The sequence below is a fragment of the Desulfosarcina widdelii genome (genome assembly GCF_009688965.1).
Taxonomy (GTDB): Bacteria; Desulfobacterota; Desulfobacteria; order Desulfobacterales; family Desulfosarcinaceae; genus Desulfosarcina; species Desulfosarcina widdelii.
This window is the reverse complement of record NZ_AP021875.1, coordinates 1,016,909-1,040,041: the sequence shown is the minus strand read 5'-3', so window position 1 is coordinate 1,040,041 and position 23,133 is coordinate 1,016,909. Positions and strand designations below refer to the sequence as shown.

At 54.5% G+C, this 23,133-nt stretch carries 18 protein-coding genes; 13 read left to right on the top strand and 5 right to left on the bottom strand.

Annotated features, from left to right (window positions below):
* Nucleotides 1–71: 71 nt before the first annotated feature.
* The 4 genes from GN111_RS04910 to GN111_RS04895 are packed head-to-tail and all read right to left on the bottom strand — an operon-like array spanning nucleotide 72 to nucleotide 4,869.
* On the bottom strand, nucleotides 72–1,271 hold the full coding sequence (locus GN111_RS04910) for an MFS transporter (protein ID WP_170302129.1): 1,200 nt from the start codon (nucleotides 1,269–1,271) through the stop codon (nucleotides 72–74).
* A gap of 24 nt (nucleotides 1,272–1,295) precedes the next feature.
* Entirely contained in the window at nucleotides 1,296–2,231 is a 936-nt protein-coding gene (locus GN111_RS04905; protein ID WP_155302680.1) for an Hsp33 family molecular chaperone HslO, read from the bottom strand.
* 28 nt (nucleotides 2,232–2,259) lie between these two features.
* Nucleotides 2,260–2,682, bottom strand: a complete 423-nt coding sequence (locus GN111_RS04900) for an SNARE-associated domain-containing protein (protein WP_155302679.1) — start codon at nucleotides 2,680–2,682, stop codon at nucleotides 2,260–2,262.
* Between the two features lie 6 nt (nucleotides 2,683–2,688).
* Nucleotides 2,689–4,869 carry an acetate--CoA ligase family protein gene (locus tag GN111_RS04895; RefSeq protein WP_231715674.1) on the bottom strand — a complete coding sequence of 727 codons (2,181 nt, stop codon included), beginning with the start codon at nucleotides 4,867–4,869 and terminating at the stop codon, nucleotides 2,689–2,691.
* A 496-nt stretch (nucleotides 4,870–5,365) separates the two neighbouring features.
* Here GN111_RS04895 and ispF point away from each other — a divergent pair, with 496 nt between their 5' ends.
* The 4 genes from ispF to uvrC all read left to right on the top strand — a co-directional run bounded on the left by ispF (nucleotide 5,366) and on the right by uvrC (nucleotide 11,469).
* Complete coding sequence (ispF, locus tag GN111_RS04890; protein ID WP_155302677.1) at nucleotides 5,366–5,860, top strand: 2-C-methyl-D-erythritol 2,4-cyclodiphosphate synthase; 495 nt, start codon at nucleotides 5,366–5,368, stop codon at nucleotides 5,858–5,860.
* 24 nt (nucleotides 5,861–5,884) lie between these two features.
* Nucleotides 5,885–7,324: a cysteine--tRNA ligase gene (cysS, locus tag GN111_RS04885; protein ID WP_155302676.1), complete on the top strand. Its 1,440-nt coding sequence runs from the start codon at nucleotides 5,885–5,887 to the stop codon at nucleotides 7,322–7,324.
* A 139-nt stretch (nucleotides 7,325–7,463) separates the two neighbouring features.
* On the top strand, nucleotides 7,464–9,458 hold the full coding sequence (uvrB, locus tag GN111_RS04880; protein ID WP_155302675.1) for an excinuclease ABC subunit UvrB: 1,995 nt from the start codon (nucleotides 7,464–7,466) through the stop codon (nucleotides 9,456–9,458).
* Nucleotides 9,459–9,633: 175 nt separating this feature from the next.
* Nucleotides 9,634–11,469 (top strand): excinuclease ABC subunit UvrC, encoded by a 1,836-nt coding sequence (gene uvrC / locus GN111_RS04875; RefSeq protein WP_155302674.1) that lies wholly within the window; start codon nucleotides 9,634–9,636, stop codon nucleotides 11,467–11,469.
* Between the two features lie 147 nt (nucleotides 11,470–11,616).
* Here uvrC and mdh read toward each other — a convergent pair whose 3' ends face one another.
* Nucleotides 11,617–12,549, bottom strand: a complete 933-nt coding sequence (mdh, locus tag GN111_RS04870) for a malate dehydrogenase (protein WP_155302673.1) — start codon at nucleotides 12,547–12,549, stop codon at nucleotides 11,617–11,619.
* A 328-nt stretch (nucleotides 12,550–12,877) separates the two neighbouring features.
* On the opposite strand from mdh, the gene GN111_RS04865 reads away from it, so the two are divergent.
* The 9 genes from GN111_RS04865 to GN111_RS04825 all read left to right on the top strand — a co-directional run bounded on the left by GN111_RS04865 (nucleotide 12,878) and on the right by GN111_RS04825 (nucleotide 23,067).
* Nucleotides 12,878–13,795, top strand: coding sequence for a hypothetical protein (locus tag GN111_RS04865; protein WP_155302672.1), 918 nt, complete (start codon nucleotides 12,878–12,880; stop codon nucleotides 13,793–13,795).
* 86 nt (nucleotides 13,796–13,881) lie between these two features.
* Nucleotides 13,882–14,496, top strand: a complete 615-nt coding sequence (locus GN111_RS04860) for a GTP-binding protein (RefSeq protein ID WP_155302671.1) — start codon at nucleotides 13,882–13,884, stop codon at nucleotides 14,494–14,496.
* Between the two features lie 15 nt (nucleotides 14,497–14,511).
* A complete protein-coding gene (locus tag GN111_RS04855; protein WP_155302670.1) occupies nucleotides 14,512–15,726 on the top strand; it encodes a cyclic nucleotide-binding domain-containing protein in 1,215 nt (404 codons plus the stop codon).
* The gene (locus GN111_RS04850; RefSeq protein WP_155302669.1) at nucleotides 15,704–16,054 is read left to right on the top strand and encodes a PilZ domain-containing protein; all 351 of its coding nucleotides are present in this window, start codon (nucleotides 15,704–15,706) and stop codon (nucleotides 16,052–16,054) included. Before GN111_RS04855 ends, GN111_RS04850 begins: the two co-directional genes overlap by 23 nt.
* Before the next feature lie 71 nt (nucleotides 16,055–16,125).
* On the top strand, nucleotides 16,126–17,022 hold the full coding sequence (locus tag GN111_RS04845; protein WP_155302668.1) for a phosphoribosylaminoimidazolesuccinocarboxamide synthase: 897 nt from the start codon (nucleotides 16,126–16,128) through the stop codon (nucleotides 17,020–17,022).
* A complete protein-coding gene (locus tag GN111_RS04840; RefSeq protein ID WP_155302667.1) occupies nucleotides 17,012–17,956 on the top strand; it encodes a ParB/RepB/Spo0J family partition protein in 945 nt (314 codons plus the stop codon). Before GN111_RS04845 ends, GN111_RS04840 begins: the two co-directional genes overlap by 11 nt.
* A gap of 200 nt (nucleotides 17,957–18,156) precedes the next feature.
* The gene (locus tag GN111_RS04835) at nucleotides 18,157–18,909 is read left to right on the top strand and encodes a TetR/AcrR family transcriptional regulator (protein ID WP_231715673.1); all 753 of its coding nucleotides are present in this window, start codon (nucleotides 18,157–18,159) and stop codon (nucleotides 18,907–18,909) included.
* A 168-nt stretch (nucleotides 18,910–19,077) separates the two neighbouring features.
* Nucleotides 19,078–21,111, top strand: coding sequence for an acetate--CoA ligase (gene acs, locus GN111_RS04830; protein ID WP_155302666.1), 2,034 nt, complete (start codon nucleotides 19,078–19,080; stop codon nucleotides 21,109–21,111).
* Nucleotides 21,112–21,264: 153 nt separating this feature from the next.
* Nucleotides 21,265–23,067, top strand: a complete 1,803-nt coding sequence (locus GN111_RS04825; protein WP_155302665.1) for a sodium:solute symporter family protein — start codon at nucleotides 21,265–21,267, stop codon at nucleotides 23,065–23,067.
* The last annotated feature ends 66 nt before the right edge of the window (nucleotides 23,068–23,133 follow it).

Below are 23,133 nucleotides of genomic sequence, written 5' to 3'. Positions count from 1 at the left end.
TCGGGTTCTCTGTTATTCAGGCCTATCTTTTCCGGTATTCACCCTGAAATGCATAGCGTGGTCAAGAAGGGTTAACTTTTTCGCTGCCAACCGGTGAGACCGATTTTCAGGCAACCCATACCCAGGATGGTCAGCCCGCCGGACAACCAGCACGTGGCCCAGATGCCGCCGGTTTGCCACACGAACCCGCCCAACAGCGCACCCAGCACACGCCCCATTCCGGCCGTGGCCAGAAAGCTGGCCATCATCGTCGCCCGGGAAGCGGGAAGAATCTCGGTGCATAGGGAAAAACTGGTCACCATGGTAAATTCGAAAGCCAGGAATATTAATGCAATACCGACCAAGGCGGCGGAAAGTGCACTTTCCAGAAACGGCAGTATGAAATAACTCAAAGTTGTCAGTCCCAGCCCCCAGAAAAGCGCCCGCTTTAAACCGAGGCGGTCGGATACCGTTGCCGTGAGCCCTTCTCCGAACAGTTCGGCCAGGCCGATGAGACTGGTTCCCATCCCCAGGGCTACGAGGCCGAGGCCAAAGCTTTTTTCCAGCCAAGCGCCATAGACGACAAAAAGGTTGTCATTTGCCGCACTGACGAAGAATGCGTATCCCAGGGCGCCCAGAGCGGCTTTGCTGCCGACCAGCTGCCCATAGGCTCCCAGGTAGGTCGCCCACGAAACCGTCCGGTCAGCTTCGGGGATCTCTTTTTCCCGGGGAATGATAAAAAAGAGGGTGACGGCTCCCGCCACCCCCAAAAGCCCCATCACCAGAAAAGGGGACCGCCAGCCGTACCGGTCGATGATCACGGCCACCAGGGGAATGCCAACCAATGTGCTGGCCGCCCAGGATGTCTCCAGGATGCCGATAACCATAGCCCGGCGGTCGAAGGGGACATGGCTGCCCGCCCAGGCCTGCAAGGCCGGATCGAGAACGCTCTTGCCCAGTCCGGCCAGAAACAGGGCCACCAGGACAACGGTATAAAAGGGGAAAAAGGCGGCAGCCAGCATCCCGATGCCCAGTAGGGCCATGCCGGCAACCATCATCTTGCGGTATCCCCACCTATCGGAGATCGGGCCTACCAGCAGCCCCAACAGGGCCGTAATCTGGTTGACTGCAATCAGGGAGGTGATGGCCGTCAGGGACACCCCTAGACCGCGGCTCAACACCGGTGCGAACGGGTAGGCAAAGCGTTTCGAGGTATTGAGCACCAGACGGAAAAAGGTGATGCCCGCAATGGGAAACCCGATGCGCTGGGACGGTTCGGTGGCCTTGCTCAAATTGCGACGATCCTTTTGGATTTCTTAGTTGTCGGCGAATCGTGCCGCCACAATCCTGTCGATGTGCTCCCGATCGAAACGATACCGGGTGTTGCAGTGATGGCAGCGAATTTCTACCGGAAAAGGGCCTTTGGTCTGAATATCGCGCAATTCATCCATGGGCAGCATAGTGAGAACACTGCGGATCTGGTCCCGACTGCAGTGACAGACGAAACCGATATCCCGATGGCCGATGAAACGGGGAGAATATTCGCCCAGATGATCGTAGACAAAACGCTTCGGGTCGATGCCTCGGGAAAACGCGATGCCGATGGACGGCAGATCCACCACCCGATCTTCGATCCGGCCGACGACGCCATCGTTGGCACCGGGCATGACCTGCAAAAACAGACCTCCGGCGGCATCCACTTTTCCCCGGCTGTCGAAGTTTACACTGAGGCTGAAGGACGTTGGGATCTGTTCGGACGTGAGGTAGTAATGGGCCAGATCCTTGGCCAGACGCCCATGGGCCAGCATCACCCGTCCGGAGAAGGGTTGTTTGGCATCTTCCAGCGTTCGGGTGACCGACAAAAAACCCGCCCCGAAAAATGGCGCCATGTTGAAGTCTTCCAGGGGCTTTTCCACAGGAATGAGGACATTTTTTAAAAACCCACGTACTTCCCCGGCGGCATTGGCTTCGACGACCAGGCCCTTTATCGGGCCCGAACAGTCCACCTGTAATTGCAGGCGCTCTTTTCCTTTCAGACCGGCGCTCATCAGGCATGCCCCCAGGTAAGCGTGGCCAAGGATGAGGGCCTCCAGAACACCCAGTTGATGCTTGCGCTGCATCCGGTGGATCATCCGGGTGCCTTCGATCACCGATCCGCGTATGGTGTCATCAGCCATGAGAAAGGTATGCAGCGCATCCTTGCCATCGGGATCCAAAATTTTAATGGAGGGTTTCAATTCTTGTTTATTCATCTTTCGCTATACGTCTGAAAATACCGTTTTAGGAAAGTCGCAAGGCCTTGCGTGCCTGATCAACCCGTTCCTGGATCTGATGGTGGTCTTTAATTTTGGCAAGCGGGGACAGCAATTTCATCGCTTTATCGGAAGATTCCTCCCGGCTTACCAGAAAAATTCGATACCAGGCGGGTAGTTCCGTGCTGTTTCGGGCGGCCAGGTTTGTTGCTGATTTGCGAATTGCCTTCAATATTTCCTGAACCTCCGGGTCCTTTGCCGATGTCTGTGATTCTTCGACAGTCCCCATCCGTTGCAGATAACGGGAGATTTCACGATCGAGCCTGCGTTTTTCGATGTTGTAGCCCACGATGGGCTTGATCCACAGCCTGGCGATCACATAACCCAGCAATCCGGCCAAAAAACTGGCTGTGGCGGCGATCAGCAGGGATGGGTCCAAGTTGAAAAGCATGTTGCCTCAATCTGCCCGTTTTGAACGAAAGCGCTGGTATTCGACCATGCGCGCCACCGCCTTTACGGCCTGTTCGGGCGTTTCGTAGAACACCGCTTTCAAGTCGTGGCCATCCACGCGATACACCGTTGCGTCCTGATCGTCGGTAAGCAGGCTTACGCCCAAAACGGGCTTTTCATAGGTTTCCATCAGGCGGACAATGTCGGCCACGTAGTCGGTCTCGAAATCAGCGAAAATCTTGACGGCTTCTTCCAGAAACGCTTTGGTGTAGGCAGGATCCGCCTTGGCTACGCAATCGGCCAGGCGGCGGGTAAAGATTCGACGCCCGAGAATGCCCAGGTTGATGACGGCATCGCAGCCTTCCCATTTCAACAACTCCTCCATCACGGTCAACGGGAGGGTGGTGTCATTTTCTCCCACCAGGTCGATGGGGTTGGATCGGCTCCAGTAGGGAGGGAGGATTTCGTCGATGCGGGCGATCAATTCCGAAGGCAGGTCGGGTATTTCCAGTCCGAAGCGGTTGCACAGGTCGGCCGTGACCACGCCCCATCCACCACCCAGGGTCATGATGGCTATGCGGTTGCCCTTGGGCAGGGGCAACGAGGAAAAGGCCGCGGACAGGTCCAGCAGCTCCATGGGTTGATCCACCTTGACAATGCCGGCCTGGCGGCAGACCGCATCAAACAGACGGTTGTTGGACGCCATGGCGCCGGTGTGGCTGGAAGCGGCGCGGTTGCCGGCACGGGTCTGTCCGCCTTTGAGCAGGACGATGGGTTTTTTGCGGCTCACCCGGCAGGCGCTTTCGAAAAAACGGCGCCCATGCTTGACGCTTTCGATATACAGCATCACGGTGCGGGTCAGGTCGTCCACCTCGAAGCCTTCCAGGTAGTCTTCGATTGTGATCATGGCCTCGTTGCCCGAGCCGGAGAAGGCCCGGATACCGATGTTTTGTTCTTCGGCAAAGGCCAGCAGTTGGGTGCCCATATTGCCGGACTGGGCCACCACGGCCGTGGAGCCGGCCAGGGGACGGACCGACGTACCGGTGCAGAAAAAATCGATGTGAGGATTGCAGATGCCCATGGTGTTGGGGCCAAGGACCAGGATGCCGGCCTGGCGGGCTTCGGACACCATCTGTCGTTCCAACTGTTTACCTTCGTCGCCGGTTTCGCCGAAACCGGAGGTAATCAGCACCATGCTTTTGATACCCTTGGCCTTCAACTGGGGAATCAGATCCCTGATGCGTGCGGCGGGAACGGTGATCACCGCCAGATCCACCTTCCCGGGTATATCACCGATGGATGGATAGGCGGCTTTGCCGGCGATGGTGCCTCCCTTTGGGTTGACGGCGTACACGTCGCCCTGGTAGCCGCCGCCGATGGTGTTGCAGATCAGCATGTGCCCCCATTTGCCCATTTGGGCCGAAGCGCCGATAAAGGCCACCGAACGCGGATAGAAGAGCGCATGCATGGCAGGAGGCGGCACCGGGTGGCATTCCTTCTCTTCATTGTCCGGCGGTGCCAGAGTAATCAGGGCGTCGACGGCCTTGAGCTCGCCGGTCGCGGTAACGATGAGGGGGTTGATGTCGATCTCGGTAATCTCGGGAAAATCCATGGCGATGGCACTCAGTGCCATCAATGTTTTTTCCAGCACTAGGCGATCCACCGCCTGCTGACCGCGGAAGGAATCCAGAAGCGAACGGGATCGGATGGATGCAAGCATGTCGGCCACATCCGTGGAAGTGAGGGGCGCCAGGCGGAAAACGACATCCGACAGGGCTTCGGTGAAGACTCCGCCCAGCCCGAACAGAACGGCAGGACCGAAATGCGGATCACGGAAAAGGCCGACAACGAATTCCCGGTCGCCGGTAACCTGCGGTTGAACGAGAAATCGGGCCTCCGGTGCTGCGGCGAGTATCTTTTCTGCCGCTTTGATTACGGAAGGTTCGTCCTGCAATTGAAGATGAACCAGTCCCATTTCGGTTTTGTGCAGTAGGCTCTCGCCAAGCCCCTTGAGCACAACGGGAAAACCCATTTCCAATGCAGCCCGGGCCGCCTCTTTGGCGGTTTCGGCAATGGTTTCGGGCACCACCGGCACGCCGTAAGCGCCCAGCACTGTTTTCGATTCCGCTTCGGTCAAGGCCGTTCTTCCGGATTCCAGAATACCGGCGACAAATTGTTTCAGATCCACGTTACCATCTCCCAAGAAAAATCGCTCTGCCTGATTGTGCGTAAAAACAACAGTCGTTGATGGACTCGCAAAAAGTTGTAAATCACAAATGGGCGTCATTCCGGCGCACGCCGGGCACGTAGCGAAGCTTTAGCGCTATCCAGTCATTTCAATAGATCTGGATGCCCCCGGTACATGTCCGGGGCAGGCTTATCAAGTCCGGCATGGCAAGCCTGGGACTTTTCGAGAGGCCATCAGCCATTAGAAAGGTCTCTTATCTACTTGAGTGACTTGTCCAAGGTCAAGGTTTAGTTGAAGGCCGGGTTAAAGATGGTGGCGGAGAAATCATCGATTGTGGTCGGTAAAAGATATTGCGTTAAAACCTTGCCGTTGGCGGCAAGATTGATTTAATCGCTGCCCTCATGCCACTTTACGGAGATCTGCAGGTATGCTATGAAGCTATCCTTTAAAAAACCAGCAAATTGCCGCCTTCGGGAGCCATCACAATCGCATAATTATGACACGCATCGGATTGGGATACGATATTCACCGCCTGGAAAAAGGTAGACCACTGATAATCGGTGGCGTGACGATCCCTTTCGATAAAGGACTGTTGGGACATTCCGATGCCGACGTGCTGGTGCACGCCGCCTGTGACGCGCTTTTGGGTGCTGCCGGTATGGGCGACATCGGAGAACACTTTCCAGATACCGATCCTCGATACCGCGGCGCCGACAGTATCGATCTTTTAAAGACAGTTTACGCTAAAATCGCCAAAGAAGGTTGGGCGCTGGTCAATCTGGACGCCACCATTTTTGCCCAGGCTCCCAAAATGACGCCCCATAAAGAAGATATGGTCGGTCGCATGGCCGACTGCATGGCAGTAGAGCGGCACAGAATCAATATAAAGGCGACCACGACCGAAGGGCTCGGCGCCATCGGTCACGGCGATGGCATCGCCGCCATGTGCGTGGCGTTGCTTCGATCCGCAACAACGACAAACGAACTTTAATTTTGGACCAAGAGGTATCTACCGATGGCCATAAGGATTTACAACACACTGACCAAGACCAAAGAACCCTTTGAAACCATCATCCCCGGGCAGGTCAAGATGTATGTATGCGGCCCGACGGTTTACGACTACTGCCATGTGGGTCACGCCCGTTCGGTGGTGGTGTTCGATGTGGTGGTCCGCTACCTGCGTGCCATGGATTACCAGGTCACCTACATCCGTAACTTCACCGATGTGGACGATAAAATCATCAACCGCGCCAACGAGGTGGGCATGGACCCCATCCAACTGGCCGAAAAGTATATCCTCGAATTTTACCGGGATATGGATGCCTTGAACGTGGAGCGGGCCGATCACGAACCCAAGGTTACCGAACACATCGACGACATCGTCTCCATTGTGCAGACCCTGATGGAGAAAAAGGCCGCCTATCTCGTGGATGGCGACGTCTATTACGCCGTGGATACTTTCGAGCAATACGGAAAGCTTTCCGGGCGCAAGCTGGAGGACATGGTCGCCGGAAGCCGGATCGAAATCAATGAAAATAAGCGCAATCCCTTCGATTTCGCGCTTTGGAAAGCGGCCAAGCCCGGCGAACCCGCCTGGGACAGCCCGTGGGGAAAAGGGCGCCCCGGATGGCACATCGAATGCTCGGCCATGAGCAGCCATTTTTTGGGAGACACTCTGGACATTCACGGCGGTGGCAAGGATCTGATTTTTCCTCACCACGAAAACGAGATCGCCCAGAGCGAGGCGGCTCACAACGCCCCTTTTGCACGCTACTGGATGCACAACGGGTTTGTGAACATCGACAACGAAAAGATGTCCAAATCCCTGAACAACTTTTTGATGATCAAGGACATCCTGAAATCCTATCATCCGGAGAGCGTACGTCTATTCCTGCTTTCCAACCACTATCGCAGCCCCATCGATTTTTCAGATCAGAATCTGAAGGAATCGGACAAGGCCCTGGAAAAGATCTACAGCCTTGTTCAACGGCTGGATCAGGAGGCCGGTATAGTCGATGTCAGCGAAGCCGTTTCACCCGACGGATACTGGTCGGACTTCTGCGAGGCCATGAACGACGATTTCAACACCGCCAAAGGGGTCGGCGTGTTCTTCAATTTGGTCAAAGAAGGCAATCGGATTCTCGACAAGGGAAGTCTGTCGACACAAGCCAGGGGACAACTCGAAGAACTTTTTGCGGATTTGAAGAAAATGGCCGGTATTCTGGGAATCCTCCAGCAACCCTGGAAGGTCTTTTTCGACGCCCGCACCGACCGCCAACTTCAGGACATCACCCTCTCTTCGGAGGAAATCGACGCCCTGGTGGCCGAACGAACAGCCGCCCGCAAAAACAAGAACTGGCAGCGGGCCGACGAGATTCGGGACAGTCTGGCTGAAAAGGGTATTGTCCTGGAAGACAAGGCTGACGGCACGCACTGGAAAGCAACCACCAAATAAAAAAAATTCCATTGATGTCATTCCCACGCAGCCGGCGTACGCAGTGAAGCTTTAGCGCTACCCATTATTTTTAAATATTTATAGATTCCCGCCTGCGCGGGAATGACAAGTCTGGTGACTTTTTGCGAGACTGTCATCTATGCCAGCCTTTAAAATCGTATCCGAATTCACACCCTGCGGCGATCAGCCGACGGCCATCGACGCCATTTCCAAAAAGGTTGCCGAGGGCGCCAAAAGTCAGGTCCTGCTAGGCGTCACCGGTTCCGGCAAGACGTTTACCGTGGCCAACATCATCGCCCGGGTCAACCGTCCAGCACTGATCCTGGCGCCCAATAAGACCCTGGCGGCGCAGTTGTACAACGAATTCCGGCAGCTTTTCCCGGAAAACGCCGTGGAATATTTCGTCAGCTATTACGATTATTACCAGCCCGAGGCCTATATCCCCACCACCGACACCTATATTCAGAAGGACTCGTCAATCAATGAGATGATCGACAAAATGCGCCATTCAGCCACGCGCAGCGTGCTGTCGCGAACCGACGTCATTGTCGTGGCTAGTGTCTCTTGCATTTTCGGACTGGGGGCGCCGGAGGATTACCTTGCCATGCGCATCGACATCGAAGCCGGCATGGAACTGCCCCGGGAGCGGCTGCTCTACCAACTGGTTTCCATTCATTATCAACGCAACGACATGGACTTTCATCGCGGCGTCTTCCGGGTGCGCGGCGATCGAGTGGAGATCTTTCCAGCCTACGAAGAAGAGCGGGCCATCCGCGTCGATTATTTCGGCGACGAAATCGAGTCCATCCAGGAGTTTGACCCGCTGCGAGGGACCACCCTGCGCAGCATGGAGAAGGCGTCCCTCTTTCCGGCCAGCCACTACGTCACCGGCAAGGCCAAACTGGACCGGGCCACCAAGACTGTTGTCGAAGAGATGAAGCAGCGGGTGGAATTCTTCCGGCAGGAAAACCGTCTCATCGAAGCTCAGCGCATCGAAGAGCGCACCCTTTTCGACCTGGAGATGATTCAGGAAATCGGCTACTGCAACGGCATCGAAAACTATTCGCGCCATCTGACTGGACGACGGCCGGGTCAGCCCCCGCCGACCCTGTTGGACTATTTCCCCGAGGATTTTTTGATTTTCGTTGACGAAAGCCATATCGCCGTCCCGCAGATCCGGGCCATGTATAAGGGGGACCGGTCGAGGAAGGAGACCCTGGTCAACTATGGCTTCCGCCTGCCTTCGGCCCTGGACAACCGGCCGCTGAAATTCGAGGAGTGGTCCGCCAGAATCCACCAGATCGTTTACGTGTCGGCTACGCCGGCGGATTACGAACTGAAATCGGCCGATGACCGGGTGGTGGAACAGATTGTCCGACCCACCGGACTGATCGATCCGGTGGTGCACGTTCGCGGGGCTCGCAACCAGGTGGACGACCTCTACCAGGAGATTACCACGCGCCAGCAGTGCGGCGAACGGATTCTGGTCACCACCCTGACCAAGCGCATGGCCGAGGACCTGACCGAATACTACACCGATCTCGGGCTTTCCGTCAGGTATCTGCATTCCGATATTTCAACCATGGAGCGCATGGACATCATCCGCGACCTGCGCATGGGCAAGTTCGACGCCCTGATCGGCATCAACCTGCTGCGCGAGGGCCTCGACATCCCCGAAGTATCTCTGGTGGCCATTTTGGATGCGGACAAGGAGGGCTTTCTACGATCTGCCCGCTCATTGATCCAGACCTTCGGAAGGGCAGCTCGCAACGTCAACGGTACCGTGGTCCTCTACGCCGATCGCGTTACCGCCGCAATGCGGCAGGCCATGGAAGAGACCGACCGGCGGCGGGCCATCCAAGAGGCGTACAACGAAGAACACCGCATCACGCCCCGCACCGTTCACAAAAACATTACCGATATTTTCGACATGGCCTACGAAATACCGGAGGCGGAGCCGGCGACCGTGGCGGAATCTGTGGTCGATTTCGAAAGCGGGAAGGAAGTCGAGAAATTGATCGAGACCTTGGAAAACGATATGCAGGCCGCGGCCAAAAAATTGGCCTTCGAAGAGGCCGCCAAAATTCGGGATCGCATCCGCTCCCTGAAAAAACGGCTGCTTTTTGAAACCTGACCGACGCTTAAAAGCTTTTCAGGCCCCCCCATGGCCAAACACAACCCGAAAGGAAAGTGGTGGATTCGTTGGAGCGGCTTCCAGCCGCGATTCGTCCTAAAATCATCGCGGCTGGAAGCCGCTCCAACGAAAAACTGCGCCTGAGCAGATGTCACTTCTTTAGAAGTTACCTGACATGAAAGCATCCGCGAAATCGACCGATTCCAAACTTCTCCAAGACATCATCGACGGTATTTCCTATAAACCCGGCGTCTACATGATGAAAGATGCCGAGGGGACCATCCTGTATGTGGGCAAAGCCGTCAACCTGAAAAAAAGGGTGACCTCCTATTTTCAGAACAAAAAAACCCACAGCCCCAAAACGGCCCTGATGGTCGCCCGGGTGGCGGACATCGACACGGTGGTGACAGCCTCGGAAAAAGAGGCCCTGATCCTTGAATCCAACCTGATCAAACGCCATCGACCGCGTTTCAACGTGGTGCTCAAGGATGACAAGCGCTATCCTTCCATCCGCATCGATGCACGAACCGTTTATCCTAAAATCGAAATCGTGCGTAAAACGCCCAAGGATGGCGCGGTCTATTTCGGGCCCTTCTCCTCGGCCCTTGCAGTACGGCAGACGGTAAAATTGATCAACAAGACCTTTCCCTTGCGCAAGTGCAGCGACCGCAGCATGGCCAACCGTACGCGTCCCTGCATTCATCATCAGATGGGACAATGCCTGGGTCCGTGCTGCCTGACCGTCGATCCGAAGAAATACAGCGGTATCGTTAAGGAAGTGATCCTTTTTCTAAAAGGGCGCACCCCCGAACTGATCCAAAGGATCCGCCGCCGGATGATAAAGGCCGCGTCCGACGAGGATTTCGAGGCCGCAGCGGCACTCAGGGACCGCATGTTCGCCCTCGAAAAAACCCTGGAGCGCCAGGTGACGGTGACCACTGACTTCATGGATCGGGACGTGATTGGCATCAGCGGCAACAGCGACTTCAGGCTGGTCACGGTGATGACGCTGCGGCGTGGGTTTCTGCAGGGAGTGCGCCACTTCGAACTAGTGCAGGCCGCACCGGAAAAAGGCGAACTGGTGGCCCAGTTTCTGGGCCAGTTCTACCAGGAGTCCCATGTTATCCCTGTAGAGGTCCTGGTGCCCGATCTGCCTGCCGGAAAAATTCTTCTGGAGGAGACCCTTTCGGAATGGAAAGGGCGTCGCGTGAGGATCCATCGGCCCACGCGCGGAGAAAAACGGAAACTGCTGGAGATGGCCCAAAACAATGCTGACAACACCCTCAGGGATCGGCTGCAGCGGGCGTCCCGGGAAGCGGAGGTGCTCGAAGGTTTGCAGCGCCGTCTTCACATGGACCGACTGCCGCTGCGCATCGAATGTTTCGACAACTCCAATCTGGGCGGCACCAACCCGGTTTCGGCCATGGTAGTTTTTGAAAATGGCCGACCTTACAAGGCGGGGTACCGGCGCTACAAGATCCGATCGGCCAGTGGGCAGGACGACTACGCCAGCATGGCCGAGGTATTGACCCGCCGTTACGGCAAGATCGGACCGGACAACCCGGCGCCCGATCTTATGCTGGTGGACGGCGGCAGGGGGCAGCTTGCCATTGCCAATGCGGTGATCGGGCAATTGGGACTTGACGGGCAGTTCCATCTGGCCGGCATCGCCAAGAAAGACGAACGCAAAGGGGAGGTCGACGACAAGATCTATCTGCCGGACCGCGCCAATCCGGTCAATTTGGGCCACGACGGCCGATTTCTGCTGTTATTGCAGCAGATCCGCGATGAAGCCCACCGTTTTGCAATCACGTTTCAACGCAAACGCCGGAACCGGAGCATGGTCCGATCCGCACTGGACCAGGTGGCGGGCGTGGGCCCCAAACGCAAAGCGATGCTGCTGAAGCATTTCGGCAGCATTAAAAAAATCCGGGCAGCCACCGTGGATGAAATCAGTGAGTTGCCCGGAATTAATCGTTCTCTGGCCGAAGCCATCAGAAAAGTTTTGTAATGCGATATTTGTTCAGAAAGGGTAGATTGCGGCTTCAGATCGAGGTCACAGCTTTTTCGAAACCGGAGGCGTGGCAGTACCACGTTGAGGATTTCGAAAAAGCGAGAACGAAGATATGGACCGCAAGATGCCCTTTATGGACGAATATCAACCTAATTTTGCCAGGTCGTCCTTAAGCCCCTGAACGGCGGCTGCCGATTTCATCAACGCGGTCTTTTCCTCTTCGGTCAAGGTGATTTCGATGACCTGCTCCACGCCGTTTTTGCCCAGTTTCACAGGAACTCCGATATACAGGTCGTTAATCCCGTATTCGCCCTGGAGATAGGCTGCACAGGGCAGCACCTTTTTCTTGTCCTTCAAAATGGACTCCGCCATTTCCACGGCGGCGGAAGCCGGGGCATAGTAGGCGCTTCCGGTCTTCAGCAGGCCGACGATTTCAGCCCCGCCGTTGGCCGTGCGATCCACCAGTTCAGCGATGCGCTCCTTGGAGATCAACTCGGTAATGGGAATTCCGGCAACCGTGGAGTAGCGGGGCAGGGGAACCATGGTGTCGCCGTGTCCGCCCAGAACGAAAGCATGGGTGTTTTCTACGGAAACATCCAGTTCCATGGCGATGAATGCCCTGAAGCGGGCCGAATCCAGAACGCCCGCCATGCCGATCACCCGGTTCTTCGGAAAACCGGAGGCTTCGAAGGCCACATGGCACATGGCATCCAGCGGATTGCTGACGATGATCAGAACGGCATTCGGCGAATATTTGGCGATCTGCTCGGTTACGCTTTTGATGATGCCTGCATTGGTGCTGATCAGGTCGTCCCGGCTCATACCCGGTTTACGGGGAATCCCGGCTGTGATAATGACGATGTCCGATCCGGCGGTCTCTTCGTAACCGTTGCTTCCGGTCAGGTGGGCATCGTGCTTTTCAATGGGTGCGGCTTCGGTCAGGTCGAGGGCTTTGCCCTGGGGAACCCCTTCGACGATGTCCACCAACACGACGTCGCATAGCTCTTTTTCGGCCAGTCGCTGGGCAGCGGTAGCACCCACGTTTCCGGCACCGACTACGGTCACTTTTTTGTCCATAACTTGCTCCTTTAAGGGTTAATGGGTTATCCATCGGTTTTTTTAAGCGGGTGAAATGCGTGAAGGAAAATTTGATAGCATACCGCCAAATAATGTCAATATGTTTATTTTATAAGAAGTTAGTTCTCAATTGTTGACAAAAAAAGGGCAAACAGGATAAAACACAAGCTGAAACAAAACATTAGGTTCATTGGGAATCGTTTCGCGACGAACCGGCGAGGTCTTCAAGCGGATGACCGATTCACCGGCTAACCGGTTAAACCTCAACCCTATCCGCCGGGTCGGACAAGACGCGGCTCGATGGTCAGTCAATTCAACAGGATCGTGAATGGATATCAGCCTGCAAATCAAATCGCTTCTGAATCAGGCGGAATTATACCGCACTCAGGGGCTGTTTACCGAAGCAAGAGAAAAGTACAATGCGGCCTCGGACATGATCCACAAGATCGACAAGCTTAAAAACAAGGACAACCTCCTGAAGATGATTTCAGGAAAAATCGAACAGCTTGAAAAAAAGACCGAAAAAGTAGAAACAGGGCCTTCCTCTCCCGAGCTTTCCGAAAAGGGACAAAATCTCATCAAAAACCTCTTCGGCGAAAACGACCTTGAAAAAGCCGTTGCACTGGCCAAGTTCGGGCAGTTCGAACGGGCTATCGTAGAATTGGAGGCCCTGTTGAAAGACGATGTCTACCGCGTCGAGGCCGGGAAAAACATCATGCGGTGCAAAATTGCCATCGCCTCGGTAGACGACGCCGTCGACCAGTACAACCAGTGGTTTTCCGGCGACCTGTTCACCGCCAGTCAACTGGAGTCGATCCGAACTTACCTGCAGCCGATTGTCGACAGAAAAGGGATTGACAAAACCCTGCCCGCTCCGGATGTCCCGGTCCAAGTCGAAGACGAGCCGCCGTCTATCGGCGGTATCGAATTCAACATGCCCGAACCCGAAGAGGACATTCTGGATATTACCTCCATCGGCATTACCTTTACCAGCGGAACGCAAAAAGGGAAAATGGTCGAATTCGACGTCAATTTTCAGTCAGGCGGTATGTTGAGCCTGATCATTTCCAAAGGTGATCGCGGATTGATCGAAGAATTGCAGGTAGGGGACCAATTGGACGACGTTCAATATTACTCGCCCATCGCCATGTTCAAGGGAACGGCAGTGGTATCCAATAAAACCGAAATCAAGACCGGACCGAAACAGGGCGATTTCTGCCTTGATGTAAAGGTTGCCAGCACATAGCCGATATGCGAACGCAGCGAGAACGGCATCGCTGTTTAACCGAAGCTCCAGCGCATTCATTATACAAACCGTTAAGGAAATTCTTTATGGCCATTTTCAACCTGAAGAAAAGGGAAATCGAGTGTAAAGTCGTTTATTACGGCCCGGGCCGTTGCGGAAAGACAACCAACCTCGAATATATTTTCAAGTCCTACAAAAAACAGGTTACCGGGGAGATGGTCTCCATCAACACCGAAGGAGACCGGACTCTTTTCTTCGATTTTCTGCCCATGGGATTGGGCAAAATCAAAGGTTGCGATGTCCGCGTACAACTTTACACCGTTCCGGGACAGGTGAAATACAGCTCGACGCGTAAACTGGTCTTACGGGGTGTGGACGGCATTGTTTTCGTGGCGGACTCCCTCGAAGTCCGCCGTGAGAAAAACATGATATCGTTGAAGGATCTTCAGAGTAACCTCAAAGAATACGGAAAAAGCATTTTCAAAGTTCCTCTTATCATCCAATACAACAAAAGAGATCTTGCCGATGAAGGAATTCCGCTGATGTCGGTGGAGCAGATGGAGAGGGACTTGAACCGGCAGTTGAAGGTGCCGTCTTTTCCCGGAAGCGCAGTAAAAGGGACCGGCGTTGGGGTGACGTTGAAAGCCTGCCTGATGGAGACCCTGAAATCGTTGCAAAGAGAATTCAAGTGGGCCAAGTAAGGACCGGTTCTGGCAATGAATGAGAGAATGGTTCTATCCGGAAGCCTGGGCTTTTTGTCGCTTGGGGACATCGTTCAACTCCTCGGATCAAGCGGCAGCACGGGGGTGCTCCGTCTGATCAATCGCTATGCGCCCGAACCCGGGTTCATTTACTTCATCGAAGGCAATCCGATCAATGCCCAAAATGGCGATCTGGAAGGTCTCGATGCCCTTTACTCCCTGTTCGGTTGGGTAAACGGATCATTCGAATTCACCCGTGAAGCCATCATGTCCGACAAACGGATTACCAAAAGTCGGATGGGGATCATCCTCGAGGGCATGAAACTTCTGGACGACGGCCTGATCAAGAAGATTGGGCCGGCTACCGGCCATGACAGCACCGCGGAACTGAAGCAGACCCTTTCCAAAACCGCCATCGTCAAAGGGCCCCTGGTGGACTACATGTATGTCGTCGACGAGGAGGATTTTTTCGACGGCGAGCGTATCGTCGAAGAAGGCAAGCATGGCAGTTGGATCTGGGTAATCCTCGAGGGGGTTGTTGATATCGTCAAGGAAGTGGATTCGGTTCCCATTCCGATTATTCGCGTCGGTGACGGATCTTTTATCGGCAGCATGGCATCGTTTCTATTGCAGGGGCACATCCGCACGGCAACCGCCATCGCGGTGGGCAATGTACAACTGGGTGTTCTGGATTCCCAGCGCCTGGCCCAGGAATATGCGGCCCTTTCGCTGGATTTCAGAACATTTCTGACCAGCCTGGACAAGCGGATGAAGCAGTTGACTGATCGGATTGTTGAGTATCATGAAGGCAAAATCCACACAGACGAAATTCTCAAAGACACGAAAGTGCTGATCCGGCAGTCCAGCAGCGAAGAGAAGCAGCTTTACGTGGTCAAACAGGGCAGGGCGGCCGTTGTCCGCGAGACAAAAAGCGGCCCGGTTTTATTGTGCCACCTCTATAAAGGCGATTTTTTTGGTAACGTTCCGTTCCTGCATCTGGGTCATGAACCGGAAGGCGCCTCCATCTATGGTTCGGAGAATATAAAAATCGCCAAGATCGAGGCGGTTTCGCTGCAGAAAGAATACAATCGACTCTCTACGACCTTTAAGAACATCGTCGACAATATGGCAACGAGTATATCGGTTACTGCGGATCTGGTTTGCAGTTCCGTGATTTCGAAAAATTCCGAAACGAAGGTGACCTCCAATGAACGAGAAGAGAAAACATAGCCGAGTGGAATCCATTTATCTGCTCAACTACGTAAATCTGGATGAGAACGATAAAGAGCTGATGCAGGGCATGGGACGAACCATCAATGTCTCCGAATCGGGCATCATGCTGGAAACCCACGTGTCGTTCAACGAAAACGACACGGTGGATGTGGTCGTCGGCCTGAAAGAGGATATGGTTACGATCCGTGGAAAGGTTGTTTTTACACGCACCGCGGAATCCGGCCGCTACCAGTCGGGCATTCAATTTCTCTCCATCGAAGACGAATCGCTGGTGACCCTTCGTCGCTACATCGAAGCCTTCAACGCCCTTTCCGATAAAGGGTAGCCCTCATTTGACACCCATTGGATGCGTTGCAAACGCGCTTCCTTATTATATACTAAAGGAAATTAAGACACATGGCCCGCACTGTTCGTGAAACCGATTTTTCCGCGCTTACGCTCCTGCAAAGGGGCAAAGTCCGGGATATGTACGATCTTGGGGACGCTTACCTCATGGTAGCGACTGACCGCATGTCGGCTTTCGATGTCGTCCTGCCGGATCCCATACCGGACAAAGGCGTCGTTCTCACCCAGATCTCCCTTTATTGGTTCGATATCATGGCCTCTTTGGTCGACAACCATGTCATAACCGCCGACGTTTCAAGCTATCCCGAATCCTGCCGACCCTACGCCGCCGAGTTGGAAGGCCGCAGCATTCTCGTGAAAAAAGCCCGGCCCCTGCCGGTGGAATGCGTCGTTCGAGGCTACATCACCGGGTCCGGATGGAAATCCTACCAGAAAGACGGTACCGTTTGCGGCATCCGCCTGCCCGATAATTTGGTGGAATCCCAGCAACTGCCTGAACCGATCTTTACGCCGTCTACCAAGGAAGAACTGGGCAAACACGACATCAACATCGATTTTGACGAAATGACGAAGCGAATCGGAGCGCCGCTGGCAAATAAAGTCAAAGAACTTTCTTTGGACATCTATAAAAAAGGTGCCCGGATCGCTTCGGAAAAAGGAATCATCATCGCAGACACAAAGTTTGAATTCGGCCTGATGGACGACGAAGTGATTCTTATCGATGAAGTCCTGACACCGGATTCCTCCCGCTTCTGGCCGGAGGCCACCTATGCCCCCGGCGGACCGCAAAAGAGCTTCGACAAACAATACCTGCGGGATTATCTGTTGACCCTGGATTGGGACAAGACTCCTCCCGGACCGGTTCTGCCGCAGGAAGTCATCGACAACACGCGCGCCCGCTATGTGGAAGCCTTGACACGGCTTTCCGGCAAAACCCATGGATTATGACATCCATACCGTTTCCCTGGACCGAATCGATACGTCCGACCGTACCTTTAAGATTACGACTACAATCGACAAATCCGACCTGACACCCTCGATCCGCTGCGTTGGTATTCTTCAGCCTCCCGTACTGATCGAAAAGGAAAAGGCATGGTGCGTCGTCTGCGGGTTCCGGCGCATCTCGGCGTCCGAAGCAATGAACTTGAAGGAGATCCCTGCTTTTGTGGTTAATGCCCGTTCTTTGGAGGAATGCGCTCGAATGGCCATATCCGACAACGCCTGTCAGCGGTCGTTGAATGTTGTCGAACAGGCCCGTGCCTATGCCTTGATCCGCAGGGTCGTAAATCGGACGGAAGCCTGGGTGGAAATCGCGGCAGCCTCTGGATTGCCGGTCAGCCAGGCGGCCATTGAGCGGATTTTGCCGGTGGCCGATATGCCCGCAACCCTGCAGGCCGGGTTGCTTTCAGGAAGCATTGCCCTACCTGTCGCATTGCAGATCAACCGCTTAAGCGATACGGACGCCCTTGCTTTAGGCAACCTTTTCGCCAAGATCTCCGCAGGATTGAACGTCCAGCGTGAATTGCTGGAGACGATCCTCGACATTAGCAAGCGGGATCGATCCACCGTCGCTGAGCTTATCGTAAACGAGAAGATCGATGCGATCTTGAACGACTCGGAGACTCCCATACCCCAGCAAGTTCAAAAACTTCGGATGCTGCTGAAAAAGATGCGGTATCCGTCATTGAGCCAAGCCGAAAAATCGTTTGAAGACACGCTGAAATCGTTGAAACTGAATTCCCGACTTCAACTCCAACCGCCGCGGTTTTTCGAAGGGAAAACCTACCGTGCAAACCTCTCTTTCGATTCTTGTGAACAACTTCGTCTGCTTCAGGCGGAACTGGATAAACTGATCCAACATCCCCATTTTTTACCCGACTGACCTTTTCAACCCCACTTCGATTCCTTTCCGAACAAACGGAATTGCCATCGCCGGCATTACTCCATATGATATCTCACCCTATGACGCCGACCTGGCGACAACAATATCATCCTGTATTTAATTGAAATTTCATTTAATAAGGCCTCTGTTTTGCGATCCGGTCAACCCCTTTTCGCCGAGTTAGTGATGTCCACCGGAAAATGGATGCTAAAACAAATATTAAAATATGGCCAAAAACAAAAAATATGAATAAATATAACTTGACAAATAATAGGCAGGATATATATGCTCATCAAAGAAATAAATGGAATTCAGAAAATATGGGGATTCGGGAAAGAAAAGAAAGAGAGCGCGAACGACGCAGACAACAAATCATGGTTGCCGCCAAACGAGTTTTCACAGAAAAGGGATTCGGCAAAGCGACCATGGAAGACATTGCCAAAGAAGCGGAGTTGAGTCCCGGCACCCTTTATTTGTATTTCAAGAACAAAGACGAATTATACGCCTCACTTTCCCTGCGGATCCTTCAATACTTGACGATTCGACTGGAGCATGTCAACGCAGAGCCCCTCGAAGATGCCCATGATCGACTTACCGCGCTCAAGGAGGCGATGTTCGATGTATATGAGTTCGATCCACTGATCCTGATCAATATGTTCCACATGCAATCCAGCGAAACCCTTAAAAATTTGTCGCCCCAGTTGCTCAAGGAGATCCAAACCCTGAGCCGCAATTCACTTCAGGTGATGGCCGGTATTTTCGAAGAGGGAATTCAGCGTAAGATGTTTGTGGACAAGCATCCGACAGCAGTTGCCGATATACTCTGGTCTCTTTTTTCAGGCATCGTTCTTTGGGAAACCAGTAAGAAAATCATTAATGACGAAAAGAATTTTCTGAAGGAAACCTTCGACACCGCTTTCGATATTTTTTCTCATGGGATCCTGCGCCATTAACCGGTGCGGGCAGTTTTGCTCGCCTCAACCAAGGATAACGATGAACCAGCAGAAAGGAAAGGGGGGGATAAATAAAAGGGTGCTCTTTCCAACCGCAGTCGTGACGAAAAGCATCCGAAAACGATGGGTCCGACAAAAATACCAACTTTAATCGGAGGAGAGTGACCTATGGCAGAAAAAGAAGTTGTCGAAACATCAGAGGCGCAAATCGCCGTGCACTGGCAGGAGGAAGGCTACTACTATCCGTCCACCGAATTCATTGCCCAGGCCAACATGACGGATAAAGGGATTTACGAACGCTTCAGCCTGGACAATTTCCCCAATTGCTACAAGGAATACGCCGACCTTCTCGACTGGTACGAATATTGGGACGAGATCCTCGATACCAGCGATGCACCCTGCTACAAGTGGTTCAAAGGCGGCAAGATCAACGCCAGCTACAACTGCATCGACCGTCACCTGAAAAACAACAAGAACAAGACCGCCATTCACTTCGTTCCCGAGCCGCTGGAAGAAGGCTACCAGCATATCACCTATCAGGAACTGTATGTGCGGGTGAATGAGTTTGCCGCCCTGCTCAAGGATTTTGCCGGCCTGAAACGGGGCGATCGCGTCACCCTGCATATGCCCATGGTGCCGGAACTGCCCGTTACCATGCTGGCCTGCGCCCGCCTGGGCGTGATTCACTCCCAGGTTTTCGGTGGATTTTCCGGCACGGCCTGTGCCGACCGGATCGTCGACTCGGGCAGCAACGTCTTGATCACCATGGATGCCTACTACCGCAGCGGCGGACTGATCGACCACCGGCAAAATGCCGACATCGCCGTGGAACATGCCGAAAAGGCAGGCCAGAAAGTCGATAAAGTGCTGGTTTGGCAGCGCTATCCCGGAAAGTACTCCGCCAAGAAACCCATGGTGGAAGGGCGCGACTTTTTCGTCAACGACCTGCTCAAGAACTACTACGGCGCCCGGGTGGAACCAGAAAAGATGAATGCCGAAGATCCATTGTTTCTCATGTACACCAGCGGCACCACCGGCAAACCCAAGGGTTGCCAGCACGGCACCGGCGGCTACCTGGCCTACGTGACCGGCACCTCCAAATACGTCCAGGATATCCATCCCGAGGACGTATACTGGTGCATGGCCGATATCGGCTGGATCACCGGACACTCCTATATCGTTTACGGCCCGTTGGCCAACTGTGCCTCCACGGTGATCTACGAAGGCGTTCCGACCTATCCGGACGCCGGACGTTCCTGGCGCATCGCTCAGGATCTTGACGTCAACATCTTCCATACGGCTCCCACGGCCATCCGCGCCCTGCGCAAAATCGGCCCCGACGAACCGGCCAAATACAACTACCACTTCAAACACATGACCACGGTGGGCGAACCCATCGAGCCGGAAGTCTGGAAGTGGTACCACAAAGAGGTCGGCAAAGGCGAGGCCATCATCGTGGACACCTGGTGGCAAACGGAAACCGGCGGATTTCTGTGCAGCACCCTGCCGGCCATCACCCCCATGAAACCGGGCAGCGCCGGGCCGGGCATGCCGGGCATCCACCCCATCATTTACGACGACGAGGGTAATGTGCTTCCCCAGGGTGCCGGCAAGGCTGGCAACATCTGCATCCAGAATCCCTGGCCGGGCATGTTCCAGACCATCTGGGGTGATCGGGATCGATTTGTGGATACCTATTTCGCCCGTTACTGCAAAGACCCCAACAGCAAGGATTGGCGAGACTGGCCCTACCTGACCGGCGATGCCGCCGTGGAAGCCGAGGACGGCTATTTCCGCATCCTTGGCCGTATCGATGACGTGATCAACGTATCCGGCCATAGGCTCGGTACCAAGGAGATTGAATCCGCGGCCCTGGTGGTTCAGGAAGTGGCTGAAGCGGCGGTGGTTCCTGTGAACCACGAAATCAAGGGCAAGGAGCCGGATCTGTACATCGCGCTCAAACCCGGTTTCGATGCCAGCGACGAGTTGGCCAAGAAAATCTCCGACGCGATCTGCGAAGAGATCGGAAAAATCGCCAAGCCTCGCAAGGTCTGGATCGTAAAGGACATGCCCAAGACCCGTTCCGGCAAGATCATGCGCCGCGTATTGGGAGCCCTGTCCAACAAGCGCGACGTCGGCGATGTCATGACCCTGGCCAATCCCGAGATCGTCGAAGAAATCCGGGAAATGGTTCAGAAATAATTCGAATGGTACGGACCGGATCGGGAACCTTCCCGGTCCGGTCCCAAGGCGCCACGAAAGGAGGTGATAGTCAAACCTGAGCGATCAGGCGATTCGATAACCTTTTTGGCGGCCGGTCAATTCCATTGACAAAAAGGCACAGGAGGAAACGTTATGGGTGGAACCACGTGGGTATATATCATGTTGGGCATTTATATTATTTACTGTTTTTACTGGGGGCTTAAAGGGTACTTTACGGAAAAGACCTCCTCCGGCTACGCCATCGCCGGACGATCCATTCCCTTTTTCGCCTTCCTTTTGGCTGCTACGGCAGCGTCTTTTTCGGGATGGACCTTCATCGGCCATCCGGGCCTGATCTGGCGCGACGGTCTGGCCTATGCATTCGCATCGTTTTACGTACTGACCATTCCCATCACCGGTACCTTCTTTTCCAAACGGACCTGGCTGATGGGCAAACGGTACGGCTTCATCACCCCGGGCGACATGTACGCCTACTATTATAACAGTGAGGCACTGCGGTTCCTGGTCGTGCTCACCGCTGTGCTTTACTCCATCTTCTATTCAGCCGTTCAGCTGATGGCTTCCGCAGCCCTGTTCAACATCATTGCCGGCGTACCGGTGACCTTCGGCGCCATTTTCATGGCGTTCATCGTCTGGTTTTATGTGTGCACCGGCGGGTTGAAGGCCTCCACCTGGGTCGGCGTCATTCAGTTCATCCTGTTGGTTGGCGGTATCATCATCCTGGGATTGTTTGTTGTCACCGCACCTCAGTTCGGCGGCTGGAGCGGTTTTTCCGCTGCCGTTCACAATCTGGATGCCAAATTCCTTGAAGTTCCGCGGGTTATCAACACGGTCGACTACCTGGGCGGCGCACCGGGCGAATCTGCCTGGACGGCTGTCATGGTGCTCACCTACATGTTCGCCCTGATGGGAATCCAGAGTTCGCCGGCCTTCACCATGTGGACTTTCGGCATCAAATCCCCCAAACCGTTGGCTTGGCAGCAGGCTTTCATGTCCACTTTCGTGGTCGGCTTCGCGCTGTTCTTTTTCACAGCCTTCCAGGGAATGGGCGCCAAAGTTCTGGAATTGAAAGGGATTGAAGCCTTCCAGGGGCTGAACAACGCAACCGTTGTGCCGACCCTGATGAACGAGTTTTTGCCACCGTTCATGCTGGGCATCGTTTTTATGGGCGCCATTGCCGCCATTCACTCCACTGCCGCCCCTTACATCGGAACCGGCGGCTCCATTCTGCTGCGGGACATTTACTGGCGCTATATCCGTAAACAGGAAGCCACCCATGCCGAGCAGATCTGGATGAACCGCGTTTTCGCCACCGTGCTGACCATCCTGGCATTGGTTGTGGGCATGACATCCAAAGCGGCCCTGGTTATCCTGGGGGCCCTGGCCACGGCCTTCGGCTTCGTCATGTACGTGCTGCTGGTGGGCGTCATCTGGGGCTTCAAGTTTCCGAGGGTCGGTGCCGTGCTGGGCGTACTCACCGGCATGGTCGCCGTGTTCCTGACCTACAAGATCTGGCCGAATCCGCTCTCCATGCATTGTGCTTTCTGGGGGACCGCCAGCGGTCTTGTTGTCGCCTATATCTGTAAGGGCATCGGTATCAAAGACGATGAAGAAACCATCAAACGCCAGGCCGAGGTGCGCACCTTCCTGGATGATATCGACGAACCCAGCGCGTCCGGCAAGCAGTGGCGCAGTGTAATGAAAATCGCCACGCCGCTGTGGTACTTCTTTGCCATCGGTCCGGCCTGTATCCTGGGCAACAAGGCCTTCTCCTTCGCCGGATTCACCCCGCTGTGGTCCTGGCAGATCGCCTGGTGGATCCTGGGCATCGTGATGATGTGGGCCCTGTGCTTCAAGGCTGAAATGGCCACCACCAACGAAGTGCAGATCGACCGGGCCGAGAAGGAAACCAACATCGTCGTGAAAGAGGCCTAATCGCCGAAACACCAAAGGAGGAATTCACCATGAAAAAAGAAGATATTTGGATGATCGTTCTGGTTG

Bases quoted from the DNA above. Each gene is read 5' to 3' on its own strand.
- GN111_RS04905 (WP_155302680.1), bottom strand. From the start codon at position 2,231: ATGAATAAACAAGAATTGAAACCCTCCATTAAAATTTTGGATCCCGAT.
- GN111_RS04900 (WP_155302679.1), bottom strand. From the start codon at position 2,682: ATGCTTTTCAACTTGGACCCATCCCTGCTGATCGCCGCCACAGCCAGT.
- ispF (WP_155302677.1), top strand. From the start codon at position 5,366: ATGACACGCATCGGATTGGGATACGATATTCACCGCCTGGAAAAAGGT.
- cysS (WP_155302676.1), top strand. From the start codon at position 5,885: ATGGCCATAAGGATTTACAACACACTGACCAAGACCAAAGAACCCTTT.
- uvrB (WP_155302675.1), top strand. From the start codon at position 7,464: ATGCCAGCCTTTAAAATCGTATCCGAATTCACACCCTGCGGCGATCAG.
- uvrC (WP_155302674.1), top strand. From the start codon at position 9,634: ATGAAAGCATCCGCGAAATCGACCGATTCCAAACTTCTCCAAGACATC.
- mdh (WP_155302673.1), bottom strand. From the start codon at position 12,549: ATGGACAAAAAAGTGACCGTAGTCGGTGCCGGAAACGTGGGTGCTACC.
- GN111_RS04865 (WP_155302672.1), top strand. From the start codon at position 12,878: ATGGATATCAGCCTGCAAATCAAATCGCTTCTGAATCAGGCGGAATTA.
- GN111_RS04860 (WP_155302671.1), top strand. From the start codon at position 13,882: ATGGCCATTTTCAACCTGAAGAAAAGGGAAATCGAGTGTAAAGTCGTT.
- GN111_RS04855 (WP_155302670.1), top strand. From the start codon at position 14,512: ATGAATGAGAGAATGGTTCTATCCGGAAGCCTGGGCTTTTTGTCGCTT.
- GN111_RS04850 (WP_155302669.1), top strand. From the start codon at position 15,704: ATGAACGAGAAGAGAAAACATAGCCGAGTGGAATCCATTTATCTGCTC.
- GN111_RS04845 (WP_155302668.1), top strand. From the start codon at position 16,126: ATGGCCCGCACTGTTCGTGAAACCGATTTTTCCGCGCTTACGCTCCTG.
- GN111_RS04840 (WP_155302667.1), top strand. From the start codon at position 17,012: ATGGATTATGACATCCATACCGTTTCCCTGGACCGAATCGATACGTCC.
- GN111_RS04835 (WP_231715673.1), top strand. From the start codon at position 18,157: ATGGATGCTAAAACAAATATTAAAATATGGCCAAAAACAAAAAATATG.
- acs (WP_155302666.1), top strand. From the start codon at position 19,078: ATGGCAGAAAAAGAAGTTGTCGAAACATCAGAGGCGCAAATCGCCGTG.
- GN111_RS04825 (WP_155302665.1), top strand. From the start codon at position 21,265: ATGGGTGGAACCACGTGGGTATATATCATGTTGGGCATTTATATTATT.